This is a genomic window from Bradyrhizobium sp. SZCCHNR1053, from assembly GCF_032381235.1.
GTDB lineage: Bacteria > Pseudomonadota > Alphaproteobacteria > Rhizobiales > Xanthobacteraceae > Bradyrhizobium.
The window spans coordinates 19,810-35,636 of sequence record NZ_JAUHJM010000018.1 but is presented as its reverse complement, the minus strand read 5'-3'; the positions used below and the strand labels follow the sequence as shown (position 1 = coordinate 35,636).

At 65.7% G+C, this 15,827-nt stretch carries 18 protein-coding genes; 12 read left to right on the top strand and 6 right to left on the bottom strand.

The genetic code is table 11. The annotated features are described in order from the left end of the window. Positions 1 to 159: 159 nt before the first annotated feature. The gene (gene gstA / locus QX051_RS28125) at positions 160 to 774 is read right to left on the bottom strand and encodes a glutathione transferase GstA (RefSeq protein ID WP_315778359.1); all 615 of its coding nucleotides are present in this window, start codon (positions 772 to 774) and stop codon (positions 160 to 162) included. Positions 775 to 922: 148 nt separating this feature from the next. Between gstA and QX051_RS28120 the strand changes: the two genes are divergently transcribed. From QX051_RS28120 to QX051_RS28110, 3 genes are all read left to right on the top strand, one after another. Further along, positions 923 to 1,411: a helix-turn-helix domain-containing protein gene (locus tag QX051_RS28120; protein WP_315735855.1), complete on the top strand. Its 489-nt coding sequence runs from the start codon at positions 923 to 925 to the stop codon at positions 1,409 to 1,411. 96 nt (positions 1,412 to 1,507) lie between these two features. Continuing rightward, positions 1,508 to 2,878, top strand: a complete 1,371-nt coding sequence (locus QX051_RS28115) for a glutamate--cysteine ligase (RefSeq protein WP_315778358.1) — start codon at positions 1,508 to 1,510, stop codon at positions 2,876 to 2,878. 250 nt (positions 2,879 to 3,128) lie between these two features. Next, a complete protein-coding gene (locus QX051_RS28110) occupies positions 3,129 to 3,791 on the top strand; it encodes a PAN domain-containing protein (RefSeq protein ID WP_315778389.1) in 663 nt (220 codons plus the stop codon). A gap of 96 nt (positions 3,792 to 3,887) precedes the next feature. On the opposite strand, the gene QX051_RS28105 is transcribed toward QX051_RS28110, so the two are convergent. The 4 genes from QX051_RS28105 to tldD all read right to left on the bottom strand — a co-directional run bounded on the left by QX051_RS28105 (position 3,888) and on the right by tldD (position 7,098). Continuing rightward, positions 3,888 to 4,457: a nucleotidyltransferase family protein gene (locus tag QX051_RS28105; RefSeq protein WP_315778357.1), complete on the bottom strand. Its 570-nt coding sequence runs from the start codon at positions 4,455 to 4,457 to the stop codon at positions 3,888 to 3,890. Between the two features lie 76 nt (positions 4,458 to 4,533). Further along, the gene (locus QX051_RS28100; protein ID WP_315778356.1) at positions 4,534 to 4,872 is read right to left on the bottom strand and encodes an MmcQ/YjbR family DNA-binding protein; all 339 of its coding nucleotides are present in this window, start codon (positions 4,870 to 4,872) and stop codon (positions 4,534 to 4,536) included. Between the two features lie 13 nt (positions 4,873 to 4,885). Then, a complete protein-coding gene (gene lepB, locus QX051_RS28095) occupies positions 4,886 to 5,677 on the bottom strand; it encodes a signal peptidase I (RefSeq protein WP_315757600.1) in 792 nt (263 codons plus the stop codon). After that, positions 5,674 to 7,098 carry a metalloprotease TldD gene (gene tldD, locus QX051_RS28090; RefSeq protein WP_315735865.1) on the bottom strand — a complete coding sequence of 475 codons (1,425 nt, stop codon included), beginning with the start codon at positions 7,096 to 7,098 and terminating at the stop codon, positions 5,674 to 5,676. Before tldD ends, lepB begins: the two co-directional genes overlap by 4 nt. A gap of 84 nt (positions 7,099 to 7,182) precedes the next feature. Between tldD and QX051_RS28085 the strand changes: the two genes are divergently transcribed. Continuing rightward, the gene (locus QX051_RS28085) at positions 7,183 to 7,683 is read left to right on the top strand and encodes a GNAT family N-acetyltransferase (protein ID WP_315735867.1); all 501 of its coding nucleotides are present in this window, start codon (positions 7,183 to 7,185) and stop codon (positions 7,681 to 7,683) included. An 86-nt stretch (positions 7,684 to 7,769) separates the two neighbouring features. Here QX051_RS28085 and QX051_RS28080 read toward each other — a convergent pair whose 3' ends face one another. After that, positions 7,770 to 8,399 (bottom strand): invasion associated locus B family protein, encoded by a 630-nt coding sequence (locus tag QX051_RS28080; RefSeq protein ID WP_315778355.1) that lies wholly within the window; start codon positions 8,397 to 8,399, stop codon positions 7,770 to 7,772. Positions 8,400 to 8,879: 480 nt separating this feature from the next. Here QX051_RS28080 and coxB point away from each other — a divergent pair, with 480 nt between their 5' ends. The 8 genes from coxB to QX051_RS28040 all read left to right on the top strand — a co-directional run bounded on the left by coxB (position 8,880) and on the right by QX051_RS28040 (position 15,813). Then, positions 8,880 to 9,716, top strand: a complete 837-nt coding sequence (coxB, locus tag QX051_RS28075; RefSeq protein WP_315778354.1) for a cytochrome c oxidase subunit II — start codon at positions 8,880 to 8,882, stop codon at positions 9,714 to 9,716. Positions 9,717 to 9,785: 69 nt separating this feature from the next. After that, positions 9,786 to 11,399, top strand: a complete 1,614-nt coding sequence (ctaD, locus tag QX051_RS28070; RefSeq protein ID WP_315735873.1) for a cytochrome c oxidase subunit I — start codon at positions 9,786 to 9,788, stop codon at positions 11,397 to 11,399. Positions 11,400 to 11,557: 158 nt separating this feature from the next. Further along, the gene (locus QX051_RS28065) at positions 11,558 to 12,496 is read left to right on the top strand and encodes a heme o synthase (protein WP_315778353.1); all 939 of its coding nucleotides are present in this window, start codon (positions 11,558 to 11,560) and stop codon (positions 12,494 to 12,496) included. A 20-nt stretch (positions 12,497 to 12,516) separates the two neighbouring features. Beyond that, positions 12,517 to 12,693: a CoxF protein gene (locus QX051_RS28060; protein WP_315735877.1), complete on the top strand. Its 177-nt coding sequence runs from the start codon at positions 12,517 to 12,519 to the stop codon at positions 12,691 to 12,693. A 34-nt stretch (positions 12,694 to 12,727) separates the two neighbouring features. Next, positions 12,728 to 13,363, top strand: coding sequence for a cytochrome c oxidase assembly protein (locus QX051_RS28055; RefSeq protein ID WP_315735879.1), 636 nt, complete (start codon positions 12,728 to 12,730; stop codon positions 13,361 to 13,363). Positions 13,364 to 13,450: 87 nt separating this feature from the next. Then, entirely contained in the window at positions 13,451 to 14,308 is an 858-nt protein-coding gene (locus QX051_RS28050; protein WP_315757594.1) for a cytochrome c oxidase subunit 3, read from the top strand. Positions 14,309 to 14,474: 166 nt separating this feature from the next. After that, positions 14,475 to 14,864 carry a DUF983 domain-containing protein gene (locus QX051_RS28045; protein WP_315735883.1) on the top strand — a complete coding sequence of 130 codons (390 nt, stop codon included), beginning with the start codon at positions 14,475 to 14,477 and terminating at the stop codon, positions 14,862 to 14,864. 190 nt (positions 14,865 to 15,054) lie between these two features. After that, the gene (locus tag QX051_RS28040; protein ID WP_315778352.1) at positions 15,055 to 15,813 is read left to right on the top strand and encodes an SURF1 family protein; all 759 of its coding nucleotides are present in this window, start codon (positions 15,055 to 15,057) and stop codon (positions 15,811 to 15,813) included. The last annotated feature ends 14 nt before the right edge of the window (positions 15,814 to 15,827 follow it).

The following is a 15,827-nucleotide window of genomic DNA, read 5'->3' as shown; positions in this document are numbered from 1 at the left end:
ATGGAACGGACATCACGTCATGATAATCGCTGGAGCCGGGAGGTTCATGAACTCGGCTAGAGTCATCGTGTGGACCCCCACCCCCGACCCCTCCCCGCAAGGGGGAGGGGAGCTCACCGGCTTCGTGACGTCGCAATCGCTTCGGTAAGAAGCAATCGCTCACCCCGCCTTCATCAGCCCTTCCTTGGTCAGCGCCTCCTGCACCTTCGGCCGCGCGGCGACGCGGTTCTTGTAGGCCACCAGATTCGGCATCGCCGACAGGTCGAACTTCATCCGGTCCGCCCAGGTCAGGATGGTGAACAGATAGCCGTCGGCGACCGTGAACTGCTGGCCCATCAGATAGTCGTGGCCGGCAAGCTGGCCGTCGATATATTTGAACTTGCCCATCACGCGGTCCTTGAAGAACGCCTTGGCGTCGTCGGAGAGCACCGGCGAGAACATCGGGCTGAAATTCTTGTGCAGCTCCGAGGTGATGAAGTTCAGCCACTCCAAGAGCTTGTAGCGCTCGCCGCTGTCGCGCGCCGGGGCGAGGTTCTTGGTCGCCGCCCGGTCGGCGATCATCTGGACGATGACCGGGCCTTCGGTCACGATCTCGCCGCTCGGCAACCCGAGCGCCGGCACCTGGCCCTTCGGATTGACCTTGAGGTAATCGTCGCCATTTTCCAGGGTCTTGGCGCGCAGGTCGACCTTGACGAGATCGTAGGGCAGGCCGGCCTCGAGCAGGGCGATGTGGGGCGAGAGCGAGCAGGCGCCGGGTGAATAATAAAGCTTCATTGGGTATTCCCTCCGTGAGACCATCGTCGTGGTTGGAACCGATCGCGGCGTCACACCCGCCCTTACATGCACTTGCATGGAATAGTCAAGATTGATGCAGGTGCATCGAATGCGCTAGAACGAGGACCTGAAGGATACGAGCCGGCCCATGAAACGCAAACCATCGACCGAGGCGACCGCCGCCTGGATCCGCCTGATGCGGGTCCAGAGCCGGGTGCTGGACTGCGTCGAGCAGGAGCTGAAGAAGGCCGGTTTTCCGCCGCTCGCCTGGTATGATGCGCTGCTGGAGCTGTCCCGGGCGCCCGCGGGCGAGCTGCGCCCGGTCGAGCTCGAGCGGCAGATGCTGATCCCGCAATATTCCACTTCCCGGCTGATCGACCGGCTGGTCGAAGAAGGTCTGGTCGTCCGGCGGGAATGCAAGATGGACAAGCGCGGCCAGTTCGTCGAGATCACCGAGGCCGGACGCGAACTGCAGAAGCGGATGTGGTCGGCCTATTCCGCCGCGATCGAGAAGCATGTCGGCTCCAAGCTGTCGGATACCGACGCCGCCAAGCTTTGCATGCTGCTGGATCGGCTTGGCTGCTCCTGTGGTCAGGCCGCTCCGTTGGCGGCTGGAGAGGGCGCGGCGACCCGATGAAGCATCCGTCCCCATTCACATCCGCGGCCCCCTGGGGTCCGCGGCCTTTCCTGTCACCACGCGCGACCCTCGAAGCGCTTCTGAACCGAGACTCCCATGGCGCGTGACCAGATCGATATGACCCCGCTGCAGTCGCGCGACGAGCTGGTGGCGTGGCTCGCGGCCGGCGTGAAGCCGCCGTCCGCCTTCCGCATCGGGACCGAGCACGAGAAGACGCCGTTCACGCTCGACGGTCACCGCCCGGTCCCTTACGAGGGTGCGCGCGGCATCGGCGCGCTGCTCGAAGGCATGAAGCTCCTGCTCGGCTGGGAGCCGATCATGGAGCGCGGCAACATCATCGGGCTCTATGATGTCACCGGCGGGGGCGCCATCTCGCTGGAGCCCGGCGGCCAGTTCGAGCTGTCGGGCGCGCCGGTCGAGACCGTGCACCAGACGCATGCGGAGCTGATGGCGCATCTGGCGCAGGTACGCGAGATCGCAACTCCGCTCGGCATCGGCTTTCTCGGCTTGGGCATGACGCCGTCCTGGTCGCGCGCCGAAATTCCGGTGATGCCCAAGGGCCGCTACAAGATCATGACCAGCTACATGCCGAAGGTCGGCCGTTACGGCCTCGACATGATGTACCGGACCTGCACCGTTCAGACCAATCTCGACTTCTCCTCCGAAGCCGACATGGTCAAGAAGCTCAGGGTCTCGGTGGCGCTGCAGCCGATCGCGACCGCGCTGTTCGCCAATTCGCCATTCACCGAAGGCAAGCCGAACGGCTTCCTGTCGTTCCGCTCCGAGATCTGGCGCGACACTGACAATCAGCGCTCGGGCATGATCCCGTGGGCGTTCGAGGATGGCATGGGCTTCGAGCGCTGGGTCGACTACGCGCTCGATGTTCCCATGTATTTCGTGAAACGCGAGGAGACCTATATCGACGTCTCCGGCACCTCGTTCCGCGACTTCTTCGAAGGCAAGAACCCGGCGATGCCGGGCGAGCGTCCGACGCTGTCGGATTGGGCCAATCACCTCTCGACGATCTTCCCGGAGGTGCGCCTGAAGCGCTATCTGGAAATGCGCGGTGCCGACGGTGTGCCGTGGGGCCGGCTGCCGGCGCTGCCGGCGTTCTGGGTCGGCCTGCTCTACGACGACGTCAGCCTCGACGCGGCCTGGGACCTGGTCAAGACCTGGACCGCGTTCGAGCGCCAGAACCTGCGCGACGACGTGCCGCGCCTCGGCTTCAAGGCGCGTATTCGCAATCGCTACGTGTTCGAGATCGCCAAGGAATGCCTCACCCTGGCGCATCTCGGCCTGCGCCGGCGCGGCCGCATCGACCATCTCGGCCGCGACGAGAGCCGCTATCTCGAGCCGCTCGACCAGATCATCGATTCCGGCCGCTCGCCGGCCGAGGAGATGCTGGAGAAGTTCGACGGCCCGTGGGGCGGCTCGGTCGAGCCGGCCTACGACGAATATGCGTTCTGATCGGAAGGGCTGAGCCTGCGACCGTCGCAGGTTCGCTGCGCCGCCTGCTCCACGTTGAGGCGGCTGGCGGCTTGGGTCCGCTGTTTTTTGTTGCGATTTGTGTCCCAGGTTCGATTCAGCGCCTGGGCGCCGCTGCGTTGCCTTCCGCTGCTCCCACCGGTCCGAGCCGTTCATCCGCCATACAGGTTCGTGGCGATCAAATGACTGCCTAAAAACTCGCAAGAAAACTCGAACATTAACAATGGGTCGGATGGTTCAGCGGCGGCGCGTGGGGCGCTTCATCGGGGCATGGCTGAGGGCACTGGCGTGCCTGTTCGCGGCTGTGTGCCTGACGCCGGCTTCAGCCCAGACCTATTCCGATCGCCCCGGCGGCGACTATATGAGCGCGCCGATCACCTCCGGCGACCCGGCCGATTGCGCGCTGCTGTGCGAGCACGACCGGCGGTGCCGCGCCTGGAGCTTCAACTATCCGACCGTGATGGAAGCGGGTGCGGTGTGCTGGCTCAAGAACAGCGTGCCGGCGCGCGTGCCGGACAATTGCTGCGTTTCCGGCGTGCGTGGCGCGGGCGTCGTCGAGATCCGCAACGATGCGGTCGAGACGTCGATCGACCGTCCCGGCGGCGACTACCGCAGCTTCGACATCAAGACCACCGATCTGAAGGGCGGCGACAAGGCCGAGAAGGCCGCCGACAAGGGCGACAAGAGCAGCGGTGACAAGGCGGCGGACAAGAAGGAAGAGAAGGCCGCCGACGCCGAGGAGATCTGCAAGGCTGCTTGCACAGGCGACAACAAATGCCGGGCCTGGACCTTCGCGCGGCCCGGCTATGCCGGCAAGGAGGCGCATTGCTTCCTGAAGAAGGAGATCAAGCCGCCGCGGCGCCGCGCGGGGTTCACGTCAGGCGTGGTGCGATAGCGCGGGGCGACGAGGGCCGCTATTTTGCGGGCCGGCTATAGGACGGCAAACGAAGATGCCTGCGTCCCTGTCGTTTCACGTGTTGGTCCAACAATGTTAGTCTTCCGCGACGATCACGGTGATCTCAGGCCACAGTGCCTTCCAACGTTCCGCCTTGGCGATGTAGTTCGTCGCCGAGAAATTGGCCGTGTGGTTCGGCCGCACGATCATCTGCGCGATGTCACCGAGGCCCTTGGGCGCATAGAGCTCATATCCATCGGCGGCGGGGCGGAGCCCGACCTGCGTGTTGACGGTGAGAAACCGGTCGATTCCATCGGTTGATCGCGACACGGCGGAGTAGGGACGACCGTGCTTGGCGGGATACCAGAGATGGACGCGGGCCTGGTTGCGCACCTCCACCTTGGCTTCGATGTCATGGAGGCAGGATGTGATGCGCCGGATGACGGCGTCCTCAGCATCCCACGACGTATCGGGATCGAAATAGAAGATGTCGTAGTCGTTGATGCCGTGATCGATCGGACGGCCGGTCCGCACGTTCCAGACGCTCTGAGTCAGGCAGCCGGCGACGACCCAGGCATCGGGCACGGCCGTTTCACGCAGCACGCGCATGATCGCGGTGTTGACGGGGTTGCGCAGCGCGGCTGCGATGAAATCGTCTTTGGTCATGATAGTCGAAGGCATCAGAACATGGGTGCCGTCGACACGTTCAATACACGAGATGGAGAACGGCGTGCAGCCCGTTTCAGCCGCGATCGAACACGGCTACGGCTCTCCTTGACGCCAGGGCCCGCCACTGCCGGCGCAACAGCGGCTCTGCGTCGGCGCGCTTCGCCTTCGACAGGCGCAGCAACACGATCGGATAGTCGCGGTAGTGATCGGTGAAATAGAACAGCTTTGGGCGCGTCTCGACCAGCATCGCGCGTTCATCCAGCAGTACGCCGGGCAGGACGAGGCTGTCCCCGTCCTCCTTCAGCCGCGCCAGCATCTTCTTGCGCACCTTCAGCGCGGGCGTCCCGTAGGACGTGCCGTCCTCGACCTCCGGCCATGTCAGCGCAAGCGCCCTGACATCGTCGAAGGTCACGGCCGCGATCCGCTCAGCGCACCGCGGTGAAGAAGCGATCCAGCCGGAAGCCCGACAGCCAGGCCCAGACCGGCTGGTTCTTGAAGCCGAGGTCCCAGGAGCCGACCACGGCATCGGCGCGGCCCACGAGGTTGTCGATCGGCAGCAAGCCAACGCCGCCGTCGCGCAAGGCAACGCGGCTGTCGGCGGAGTTGTCGCGGTTATCGCCGAGCACGAACAGCTTGCCGGGCGGAACGGTCACCTCCGGGGTGTTGTCGAGCCGGCCGTTGTCGCGCATCTTGAAGATCAAATGCGACACGCCGTTCGGCAGCGTCTCGACGTAACGATAGGCCGGCTCGTTGCGGCCGGTGTCGTCCTCGGCATCGCCGATGCCGTCCGGCTTCAGCGCGGCTGCCTGGCCGTTGATGTAGAGCTGGCCCTGGCGCATCTGGATGCGGTCGCCGGGCAGGCCGACGACGCGCTTGACCCAGGCCTGTGAGGTGTCGCCGGGCCAGCGGAACACGACGACGTCGCCCCGCTTCGGCGTTTCGCCGAACAGGCGGCCGGTCTCGGGCAGCGTGATCTGCATCGGCAGCGACGAGGTGCCGTAGCCATAGGGGAATTTCGACGCCAGCAGGGCGTCGCCGATCATCAGGGTCGGCTCCATCGAGCCGGACGGCACGTAGAACGGCTCGGCGATCGCGCCCTTGGCGACGAACACCACCATCACCACGGCGGCGAGTTGCGCAAGCTGACCGCCCCAAGTGGTTTCCTTACGCACGGCCTTGGTTCCGATCTTGCTCGTGGACATCTTGTCGAGGCTCATCGGCCCGTGCCTCCAACGGTGATGCGATCCATGCGAAGCGTCGGCTGACCGACGCCGACCGGCACGCCCTGGCCGTTCTTGCCGCAGGTGCCGATGCCGGTATCGAGCGACAGATCGTTGCCGATCATGCTGATGCGGTTCAAATCCGTCGGGCCATTGCCGATCAGCATCGCGCCCTTCACCGGCGCACCGACCTTGCCGTTCTCGATCCTGTAGGCCTCGGTGCACTGGAAGACGTATTTGCCCGAGGTGATGTCGACCTGGCCGCCGCCGAAATTGACGGCATAGATGCCGTTCTTGACGGATGCGATGATCTCGGCCGGATCGTGCTCGCCGGCCAGCATGTAGGTGTTGGTCATGCGCGGCATCGGCACATGTGCGTAGCCCTGGCGGCGGCCGTTGCCGGTCGGCGCCATGTTCATCAGCCGCGCGTTCTGGCGGTCCTGCATGTAGCCGACGAGAATGCCGTCCTCGATCAGCAAGGTACGGCTGGTCGGCGTGCCCTCGTCGTCGATCGACAGCGAGCCGCGGCGCGAGGCCATGGTGCCGTCATCGACCACGGTGACGCCCTTGGCGGCGACCGGCTTGCCCAGCAGTCCGGCAAAGGCCGAGGTCTTCTTGCGGTTGAAGTCGCCCTCGAGGCCGTGGCCGACGGCCTCGTGCAGCATCACGCCGGGCCAGCCGGCCCCTAACACGACGTCCATCTCGCCGGCGGGGGCGGGGACAGACTCCAGGTTGACCAGCGCCTCGCGCAGCGCGCCGTCGGCGGCCTCGCGCCAGGCTTTGGTCTCGATGAAGCGCGCATAGGCCTCGCGGCCGCCATAGCCCTTGCCGCCGCTCTCCTGGCGATCACCCTGGCCGGCGACGACGGAGATGTTCACGCGCACCAGCGGGCGGATGTCGCGATAGCTCTCGCCGTCGGGCCGCAGGATCTCCACGACCTGCCAGGTCGCGCCCAGGCTCACCGTCACCTGGCGCACGCGCGGATCCTTGTCGCGCAGATACGCGTCGATCTCGCCGAGCAGCTTGACCTTGGTTTCGAAGCCCGGGGCGTCCAGCGGATTGTCGTCGCCATAGAGCCGGACGTTGGTGTGCGGCGGTGCGCTCGCGAACGTGCCGGAATAGCCGCCCCTGACCGCGCTCACCGCATCGGCGGCGCGCATCAGGGCCGGCAGCGACACGTCGGAGGAATGGGCATAGCCGACCGCGTCGTCCTTCACCGCGCGCAGGCCGAAGCCCTGGCTGGTGTCGTAGGTCGCCTGCTTCAGCCGGCCATTGTCGAAGGTCAGCGCCTCGGTCTGGCTGTATTCGAAGAACAATTCGCCGTCATCGGCGCCGGCCAGGCCGCGCGCGACCTCGCTCCGGACCGCATCGCGATCCAGATTGGCGCGCTCGAGCAGGGAAGTGGTGGGAGCAGTCATGTGTCAATCCGTTGTCGGAGCGTTCATTCCAAGATAGTTGTTTTGACGCCGGGGCGCGAGGGGCTGGATGATTACCGAACTGACATGGTTGAGATCGTTCCCATCACGTCCGCTCACATCGAGAGCTTCCACCGCACGCTCGATCATGTCGCGCGCGAGCGGCGCTATTTGTCGTTCGTGCAGGCGCCGCCGCTGGAGTCCACGCGCGCCTTCATTCTGAACAACATCCACGAGGGATATCCGCAATTCGTCGCTCTCTCGGCCGGGGAGGTGGTCGGCTGGTGCGATGTGACGCCCAAATCGGGGCCAATCGATGCCCGGATCGGGGTGCTCGGCATGGGCCTAATGCCGCAGTTCCGGCACCAGGGCCTCGGCAGGCGACTGATGGCGGCGGCGCTCGAGGCCGCGCGGGCGGCCGGCTTCTCGCGTGTCGAGCTCACGGTCTACCGCAGCAACACCAACGCTATCCGGTTGTACCAGAAGGCCGGATTCCTGCTCAAGGCGGTGCAGCCGCGGGAGCCCGGCGATGACGGGTTCGACAAGACCCTGCTGGTGATGGCGCTGGCGCTCGACGGCCCGCGCTGAGGCCGCGGCGCGCGCATTCAGACGCGCGAACTCACGGCTCGATCACGGCATCGTGCGCGGGAGGGGCCTGTCAATCGTGGCCAACGTCAGGGCAGCTTGTCGAAGCCTTCGGCGAGTCCGTTGAGGCTCAGCGGGAAGCCGATCCCTTCCTCCGGCGTCTCGAAGATGATGAAAGTCGCGGTCTTGGCCGTCTTGAGCTGGCCGAGCAGCTTGTCATCCAGCACCACCTCGGCGACGCAGCCATTGGGCAGGCAGCGCACGAAGCCGGCGCGGCCGACGTCCTGGTTGTCGAGCTTCAGGCCGAGGCCGGAGGGCAGCAGCACGCCGAGCGGCGCCACCACGCGCATCAGCCGGCTCTTCTGGTCGGCGGTCTTCAGCATGATCACGGTGAGGCCGGCATTGGAGCGGTCCTCGGCCACGACGCTCTGGATCAGCGCGCACTGCTCGCTCTGCGCGCCGGGCGGCGTGTCGCAGCGGATCTGCCAGTCGCCATGCACCGAGCGCACCGCGCCCTGTGCCAACGCCGCGTGCGGCACGCCGACCACCGTCGCGGCCATCAGCGCGATCGCCGTTGCTGCGGCGGAGGTCATTGCGGCGACATGCGTGAGTCGCGCACGCACCGCGCTGAATCGGTACAAACGGCGCGAGTCATTCGCAGCTGGGGTCGGCATGTCAGCTGTCCTGTCCGTTGAAACCCTGATCCGGGTCGGTGCCATGACAATTTCCTGTGGGTGGTCTGCGCGTCCGACGCCATGATACGGCAATGATGGCGTCTTGAGGACAGCGTCACCGGCGTACGGCACGAAACGATACCAAATATGGCCGCACCCCGGTGGGCGCTGCCGCTGCGCCTCGCCGAATCAGCCTCGCAAACGGCCGTGTCCCGTTTGCCTACATCGCGCCGCACGCCTGTCAAGCGCCCGTTGCCCGCGAAATCACGGCATGCGGCAATCTCCCGGAAAATACGCCTGTCGCGACGAACAGCGCGGCGCGCGATATCCGGCGCAAGACTGCATTGCGATAGATCAAGAATTATGGTTTGAGAAGAAAGATTTCGTCATTCCAGTGAACTGGCCCAGGTGCTTTTCTATGCATCCGCCCGAAGGCCATTTGTCAGGAGAGCGGATCGAACGGCGCGCCGCCGCGTGAAGCGGGCGGTGCGCTGAGGGGGAAAGTTCTGAAGGGAGCGCGACGGCATGAAGATGTCGAAAGGCCAATTGAGCGCCTTGCTGGGGTTGGCTGTAACGGGCATGACGCTCGTGTCGGGTGGAGCGGCGTTTGCTGAAACGGGGCAGCCGGCGCCATGGGAAGTCAAGCTGCAGGAGGCTGCGACGCCGGTGATGGAGAACATCACCTGGTTCCACGGCCTGCTGCTGACGATCATCACCATCATCACGCTGTTCGTGCTGGCGCTGCTGATCGCCGTGGTGGTCAAGTTCAACGCGCGCGCCAATCCGGTGCCGTCGCGGACCACCCACAACACGCTGCTCGAAGTGGCGTGGACGCTGATCCCGGTGCTGATCCTCGTCACCATTGCGGTGCCGTCGTTCCGCCTCTTGTTCCTCGAGCTCGACGTGCCGAAGGCGGACCTCACGATCAAGGCGACCGGCAAGCAGTGGTACTGGAGCTACGCCTATCCCGACAACGGCAAGTTCGAGTTCGACTCGCTGATGGCGCAGGACAAGAAGCCGCGCCTGCTGGCGGTCGACAATGAGATGGTCGTGCCGGTCAACAAGGTGATTCGCGTCCAGACCACCGGCGCTGACGTCATCCACTCCTTCGCCGTGCCGTCCTTCGGCATCAAGATCGACGCCATTCCCGGCCGCCTCAACGAGACCTGGTTCAAGGCGACCAAGGTCGGCATGTATTACGGCCAGTGCTCCGAGCTGTGCGGCAAGGATCACGCCTACATGCCGATCGCGGTGCGCGTCGTGAGCGACCAGGAATTCACCGCCTGGGTCGAGGACGCCAAGAAGAAGTACGCCAGCGCGCCCACCAGCACCTACGCGTCGGCTGCGGGCATATCGCAGTAGCGCGCGGGGACGAGCGCTTAGGATTGAGGGCCGCCTCGCGCGGCCTACGGGGACACTGAGGATTGGACAATGGCGACGAACGCGACGACCCTGACCGGCCATGACGATCACGCGCACGACCATCCGACCGGATGGCGCCGCTGGATCTATTCGACCAACCACAAAGACATCGGCACGATGTATCTGATCTTCGCGGTGTGCGCCGGCATCATCGGCCTCGTCATGTCGGTCGCGATCCGCATCGAGCTGATGTATCCGGGCGTGCAGTTCTTTCACGAGAACCACACCTACAACGTGTTCGTGACCTCGCACGGCCTGATCATGATCTTCTTCATGGTCATGCCGGCGATGATCGGCGGCTTCGGCAACTGGATGGTGCCGCTGATGATCGGTGCGCCGGACATGGCGTTCCCGCGCATGAACAACATCTCGTTCTGGCTGCTGCCGGCCTCGTTCGCGCTGCTGCTGACCTCGACCTTCGTCGAGGGCGAGCCCGGCGCCAACGGCGTCGGCGCCGGCTGGACGATGTATGTGCCGCTGTCGACCTCGGGTCATCCGGGACCGGCGGTGGATTTCGCGATCCTGTCGCTGCATCTCGCCGGTGCGTCGTCGATCCTCGGCTCGATCAACTTCATCACCACGATCTTCAACATGCGTGCGCCGGGCATGACCCTGCACAAGATGCCGCTGTTCGTGTGGTCGATCCTGGTGACGGTGTTCCTGTTGCTGCTGTCGCTGCCGGTGCTCGCCGGCGCCATCACCATGATGCTGACCGACCGCAACTTCGGCACCACCTTCTTCGATCCGGCCGGCGGCGGCGACCCGCTGCTGTTCCAGCATCTGTTCTGGTTCTTCGGCCATCCGGAAGTGTACATCCTGATCCTGCCCGGCTTCGGCATGATCAGCCAGATCGTGTCGACCTTCTCGCGCAAGCCCGTGTTCGGCTATCTCGGCATGGCCTACGCCATGGTCGCGATCGGCGGCATCGGCTTCGTGGTATGGGCGCACCACATGTACACGGTCGGCATGTCCTCGGCGACGCAGGCCTATTTCGTCGCCGCCACCATGGTGATCGCGGTGCCCACCGGCGTGAAGATCTTCTCCTGGATCGCCACGATGTGGGGCGGCTCGATCGAATTCCGCGCGCCGATGCTGTGGGCGGTGGGCTTCATCTTCCTGTTCACGGTCGGCGGCGTCACCGGCGTCGTGCTGGCGAATGCCGGCGTCGACCGCGTGCTGCAGGACACCTATTACGTCGTCGCGCACTTCCACTACGTGCTGTCGCTCGGCGCCGTGTTCGCCATCTTCGCGGGCTGGTACTACTGGTTCCCGAAGATGTTCGGCTACATGTACAACGAGACCATCGCCAAGGCGCACTTCTGGGTCACCTTCGTCGGCGTGAACCTGGTGTTCTTCCCGCAGCACTTCCTCGGCCTGTCGGGCATGCCGCGCCGCTACATCGACTATCCCGACGCCTATGCCGGCTGGAATCTGGTGTCGTCGATCGGCTCCTACATCTCGGCCTTCGGCGTGCTGATCTTCATCTACGGGGTCGTCGACGCCTTCATGCGCAAGCAGCAGGCGGCGAACAATCCGTGGGGACCGGGCGCGACGACCTTGGAATGGACCCTGTCCTCGCCGCCGCCGTTCCACCAGTTCGAGGTGCTGCCGAAGGTGCAGTGAGCCTGATCTCTCCGACGCGGCGCCCATCCGGCGCCGCGTCGATATCCGCCGGTGGTGCGCCCGATGGTTTGCCGGATGGAGTCTTGAATCGAGGTTCTGGCACGCCCTGCGTCAGAGCCGTTTGAATTGAAGCCTGTGAATTGAAGTCTGGATTCGTCGTGTCGGTCATCGATCAGAACGCCATTGCCGTCGGCCCGCGGATTTCCGAGGCCGATGTCGGCGATTATCTCGCGCTCCTGAAGCCGAGGGTGATGTCGCTCGTGATCTTTACGGCGTTGATCGGCCTGCTGATCGCTCCGGGCCATTTCCACCCGGTGCTCGCCATCACCTCGCTGCTGTGCATCGCGGTCGGGGCCGGGGCTTCCGGGGCGCTGAACATGGCGCTGGAAGGCGACATCGACTCGCTGATGTCGCGCACCGCCAACCGCCCGATCCCGCGCGGCCGCGTCACCCGCCAGGAGGCCCTCGCCTTCGGCATCACGCTGTCGTTCTTCTCGGTGCTGACGCTGGGCATCCTCGTCAACTGGTTCGCCGGCGCGCTGCTCGCCTTCACCATCTTCTTCTACGTCGTCATCTACACGCTGTGGCTGAAGCGCTGGACCGCGCAAAACATCGTCATCGGCGGCGCCGCCGGCGCCCTGCCGCCGGTCGTCGCCTGGGTTTCGGCCACCGGATCGATCGCGCCGGAGCCGCTCTGGCTGTTCCTGATCATCTTCTTCTGGACCCCGCCGCATTTCTGGGCGCTGGCGCTGTTCCGCAGCGACGATTACGCCCGCGCCGGCGTGCCGATGCTGCCGGTGGTCGCCGGCCCCGATGCGACCCGGCTGCAGATCCTGCTCTACACGATCGTGCTGGTGGCGGTCGCGCTGGCGCCCTGGCCGCTCGGCTATTTCGATGCCGTCTACGGCGTCGTCTCGCTGGCGCTCGGCGCCGGCATGCTATGGCTCGCGATCGAGGTGTTCCGCAAGCGCGAGCGCAGCACCTCGCTGCGCGCCAACCGCAGGCTGTTCGCCTTCTCGATCCTTTACCTGTTCGCGCTGTTCGCGACGCTCGGGCTCGAAGCGGTCGCGCGCATGATCGCGCCGCTGATCTGGTAAGAGGCGCGAGACTGGAAAACATGGCGATCACGATGGCAGATCCGAACGAGCAAGAGGGCATCGTCCTCACCGAGGCGCAGCTGCGCAGCCGCCGTCGCCGCTCGATCGCGATTGCGCTCGCGCTCGGCGTGCTGGTGGTGCTGTTCTTCGCGGTGACCATGGTGAAGGGTCCCGCGGTGCTGAATCGGCCGATGTAGAGACGCGATGCAGGACAGGGCGAAGCAGACCGCAATGGAGACAACCGACCAGATCGTTCCGGCGACAGCGCCGGCCGCGCCGCGCCGCGGCCTCGGCCGCGATGCGCTGGTCGGCGGCATCTGCGGCGCCGTCGTGGTGCTGATGGTCGGCGCGTCCTATGCCGCCGTGCCGTTCTACAACTGGTTCTGCCGCGCCACCGGCTTCAACGGCACCACGCAGGTCGCGACCGCGGCGCCGTCGTCGGCGCCGCTGGCGCGCCGGATCGGCATCCGTTTCGATGCCAATGTCGCCGGCGGGCTGCCGTGGAAGTTCGAGCCGGAGAAGACCGAGATCGAGGTCGCGATCGGCGAGGTGGTCACGGTCTACTACAAGGTCACCAACCAGGCGGCGCGCACCACCATGGCGCAAGCGGCCTACAACGTGACGCCGCTGACGTCGGGCGCCTATTTCCAGAAGATCAACTGCTTCTGCTTCACCGAACAGACCATGGCCCCGGGCGAGACCCGTGAGATGCCTGTCGTGTTCTACGTCGATCCGGCGATCACGGCCGATCACGAGAATGACGGGCTGAAGACGATCACGCTGTCCTACACCTTCTATCCCGTTCGCGACGCCGAGCCCAAGCCGATCGCCGCGGGCGAGCCGGACAAACCGCGGGGCAACCTGTGACCGCGCGGACGTCCGATATCCGGGGACCATTGCTGTTGAACGACACCGTGCCGGCGCGACCGGCATCGATCTGGGGAGAGACCTGACATGGCTGAGGCGCACGCCAAGCATCACGACTACCATCTCGTCGACCCGAGCCCCTGGCCGTTCGTCGGCTCGGTCTCGGCCTTCATCATGGCGTTCGGCGCGATCGGCTGGATGCACAAGATGTTCGGCGCCGCGCCGGTCGTGTTCGGCATCGGCACCATCGGCGTGCTCTACACCATGGCGAGCTGGTGGGGCGACGTCATCAAGGAAGCGCAGTACAAGGGCGATCACACCCGCGTGGTGCAGCTCCATCACCGCTACGGCATGATCCTGTTCATCGCCTCCGAGGTGATGTTCTTCGTCGCCTGGTTCTGGGCTTATTTCAATGCCGCGCTGTATCCGAACTTCGAGGTGCAGGCCACCCGCGACGCCCTGTTCGGCGGCGTCTGGCCGCCAAAGGGCATCGAGACCTTCGATCCCTGGCATCTGCCGCTGCTCAATACGCTGATCCTGCTGACCTCGGGCACCACGGTGACTTGGGCCCACCACGCGCTGCTCGAGGGCGACCGCAAGGGCCTGAAATACGGCCTGATCCTCACCATCCTCCTGGGCGCCACCTTCACCTGCGTGCAGGCCTATGAGTACAGCCACGCGACGTTCTCGTTCGCCGGCCACATCTACGGCTCGACCTTCTTCATGGCGACCGGCTTCCACGGCTTCCACGTCCTGGTCGGCACGATCTTCCTGATCGTCTGCCTGGCGCGCGCCTATGCCGGCCACTTCACGCCCAAGCAGCATCTCGGCTTCGAGTTCGCCGCCTGGTACTGGCACTTCGTCGACGTGGTCTGGCTGTTCCTCTTCATCTGCATCTACGTCTGGGGCCACGGCGCCGAGGCGATGGCCCACGGCGCGCACTGAAGCTGGCGCGTACCGGTTCCGCCGAACGTGCTAAGAAGGGGCGGCCGTCGGGCCGCCCTTTCTCGTTGCGGCGGCGCCCGGCGGTTGATCGAAATGTGATCCGCTCTCGTCGCCTCCGGTTGTATCACCATGAGGCGTCGCCCGGCCGCCCAGGGGGCAAGACACCATGACCACCCATCCGCCCGTCACTTTGGCCCAGACCGTCCTGCGCGGGCTCGCCTGCCGCTGCCCGCGCTGCGGCCGGGGCAAGCTGTTCGACGGCTTCCTCAACCTGCGCAAGCGTTGCGAAGCCTGCGATCTCGACTACGCCTTCATCGACACCGGCGACGGTCCGGCGATCTTCATCATGATGCTCGCTGGCGCCATCGTGGTCGGCGCCGCCCTGATCGTCGAGGTGAAGTATCAGCCGCCGTTCTGGGTCCACGCCGCGCTATGGGGACCGCTGATCCTGGTGACGACGCTGCTGCCGCTGCGCGCGATGAAGTCGCTGCTGATCGCCCTGCAATTCCACCACAAGGCCGCCCCCGGCCGCCTGGTGGACAAGACGCCGCGATGAGGGACGCATCGACTCGCCGCCAGCGCGGTGCGCTCCCTCCCCCCTTGTGGGGGAGGGTTGGGGAGGGGGGTAGCCCCAGCGGCAGTCTTCCGTGGGGCACCCCCACCCCCGACCCCTCCCCGCAAGGGGGAGGGGAGTGCACCGTCTGCGTCGGCAGAGCGTGCAGCCTGTCGTTGGCGGCCCTGCAACGATGACCTCGACGCGCCCCAACACCTCATCGCGCGCCTTTGCCGCCTTCACCCTCGTCATGGTCGCACTGTTCATCGGCCTCGGCGTCTGGCAGTTGCAGCGCCGGGCAGCGAAGCATGCGCTGATCGCCGCGCTCACCGATCGCGTCGCCGCTGCGCCCGAGCCGCTGCCGCCACAGACGGAATGGCGCACGCTGACGCCGGAGCGCGACGAATTTCGCCGCGTCAGCTTCACCGCCACCTACACCAGACTGCCGGACGCGATGGTCTACAGCGCCGGCTCGGCCGTGCGCGAGGACGTCTCCGGGCCGGGCACCTGGGCGTTCCTCCCCGCGCGCCTGCCGTCTGGCGAGACCGTCGTGATCGACGCCGGCTTCGTCGCCAACACGATGCAGGAACGCAGCGTCCAGGATCGCCAGGTGGGCAAGCTCGTCACCGGCGCCCCCGTGACCCTGACCGGCTATCTGCGTTTCCCGGAAGCCGCCGGCCTGCTCACCGCGGCGGAAAATCACGACAAGCGCCTGTGGTTCACCAGGGATCATCAGGCCATGGCAAACGCCCTCGGCTGGGGCGAGGTCGCACCGTTCTACATCGACCTCGAGACCCCGGTGCCGGACAACGGCATCCCCAAGCCCGGCCCGCTGTCGCCGCATCTGCGCGACGAGCACATGCAATACGCGATCACCTGGTTCTCTCTGGCCGCCGCGTTGATCGTCGCGTTCGCGGTGTGGGCGCGCGGCCGGCGCGCAGCGAACCGATGAGCCCGTAGCCCGCG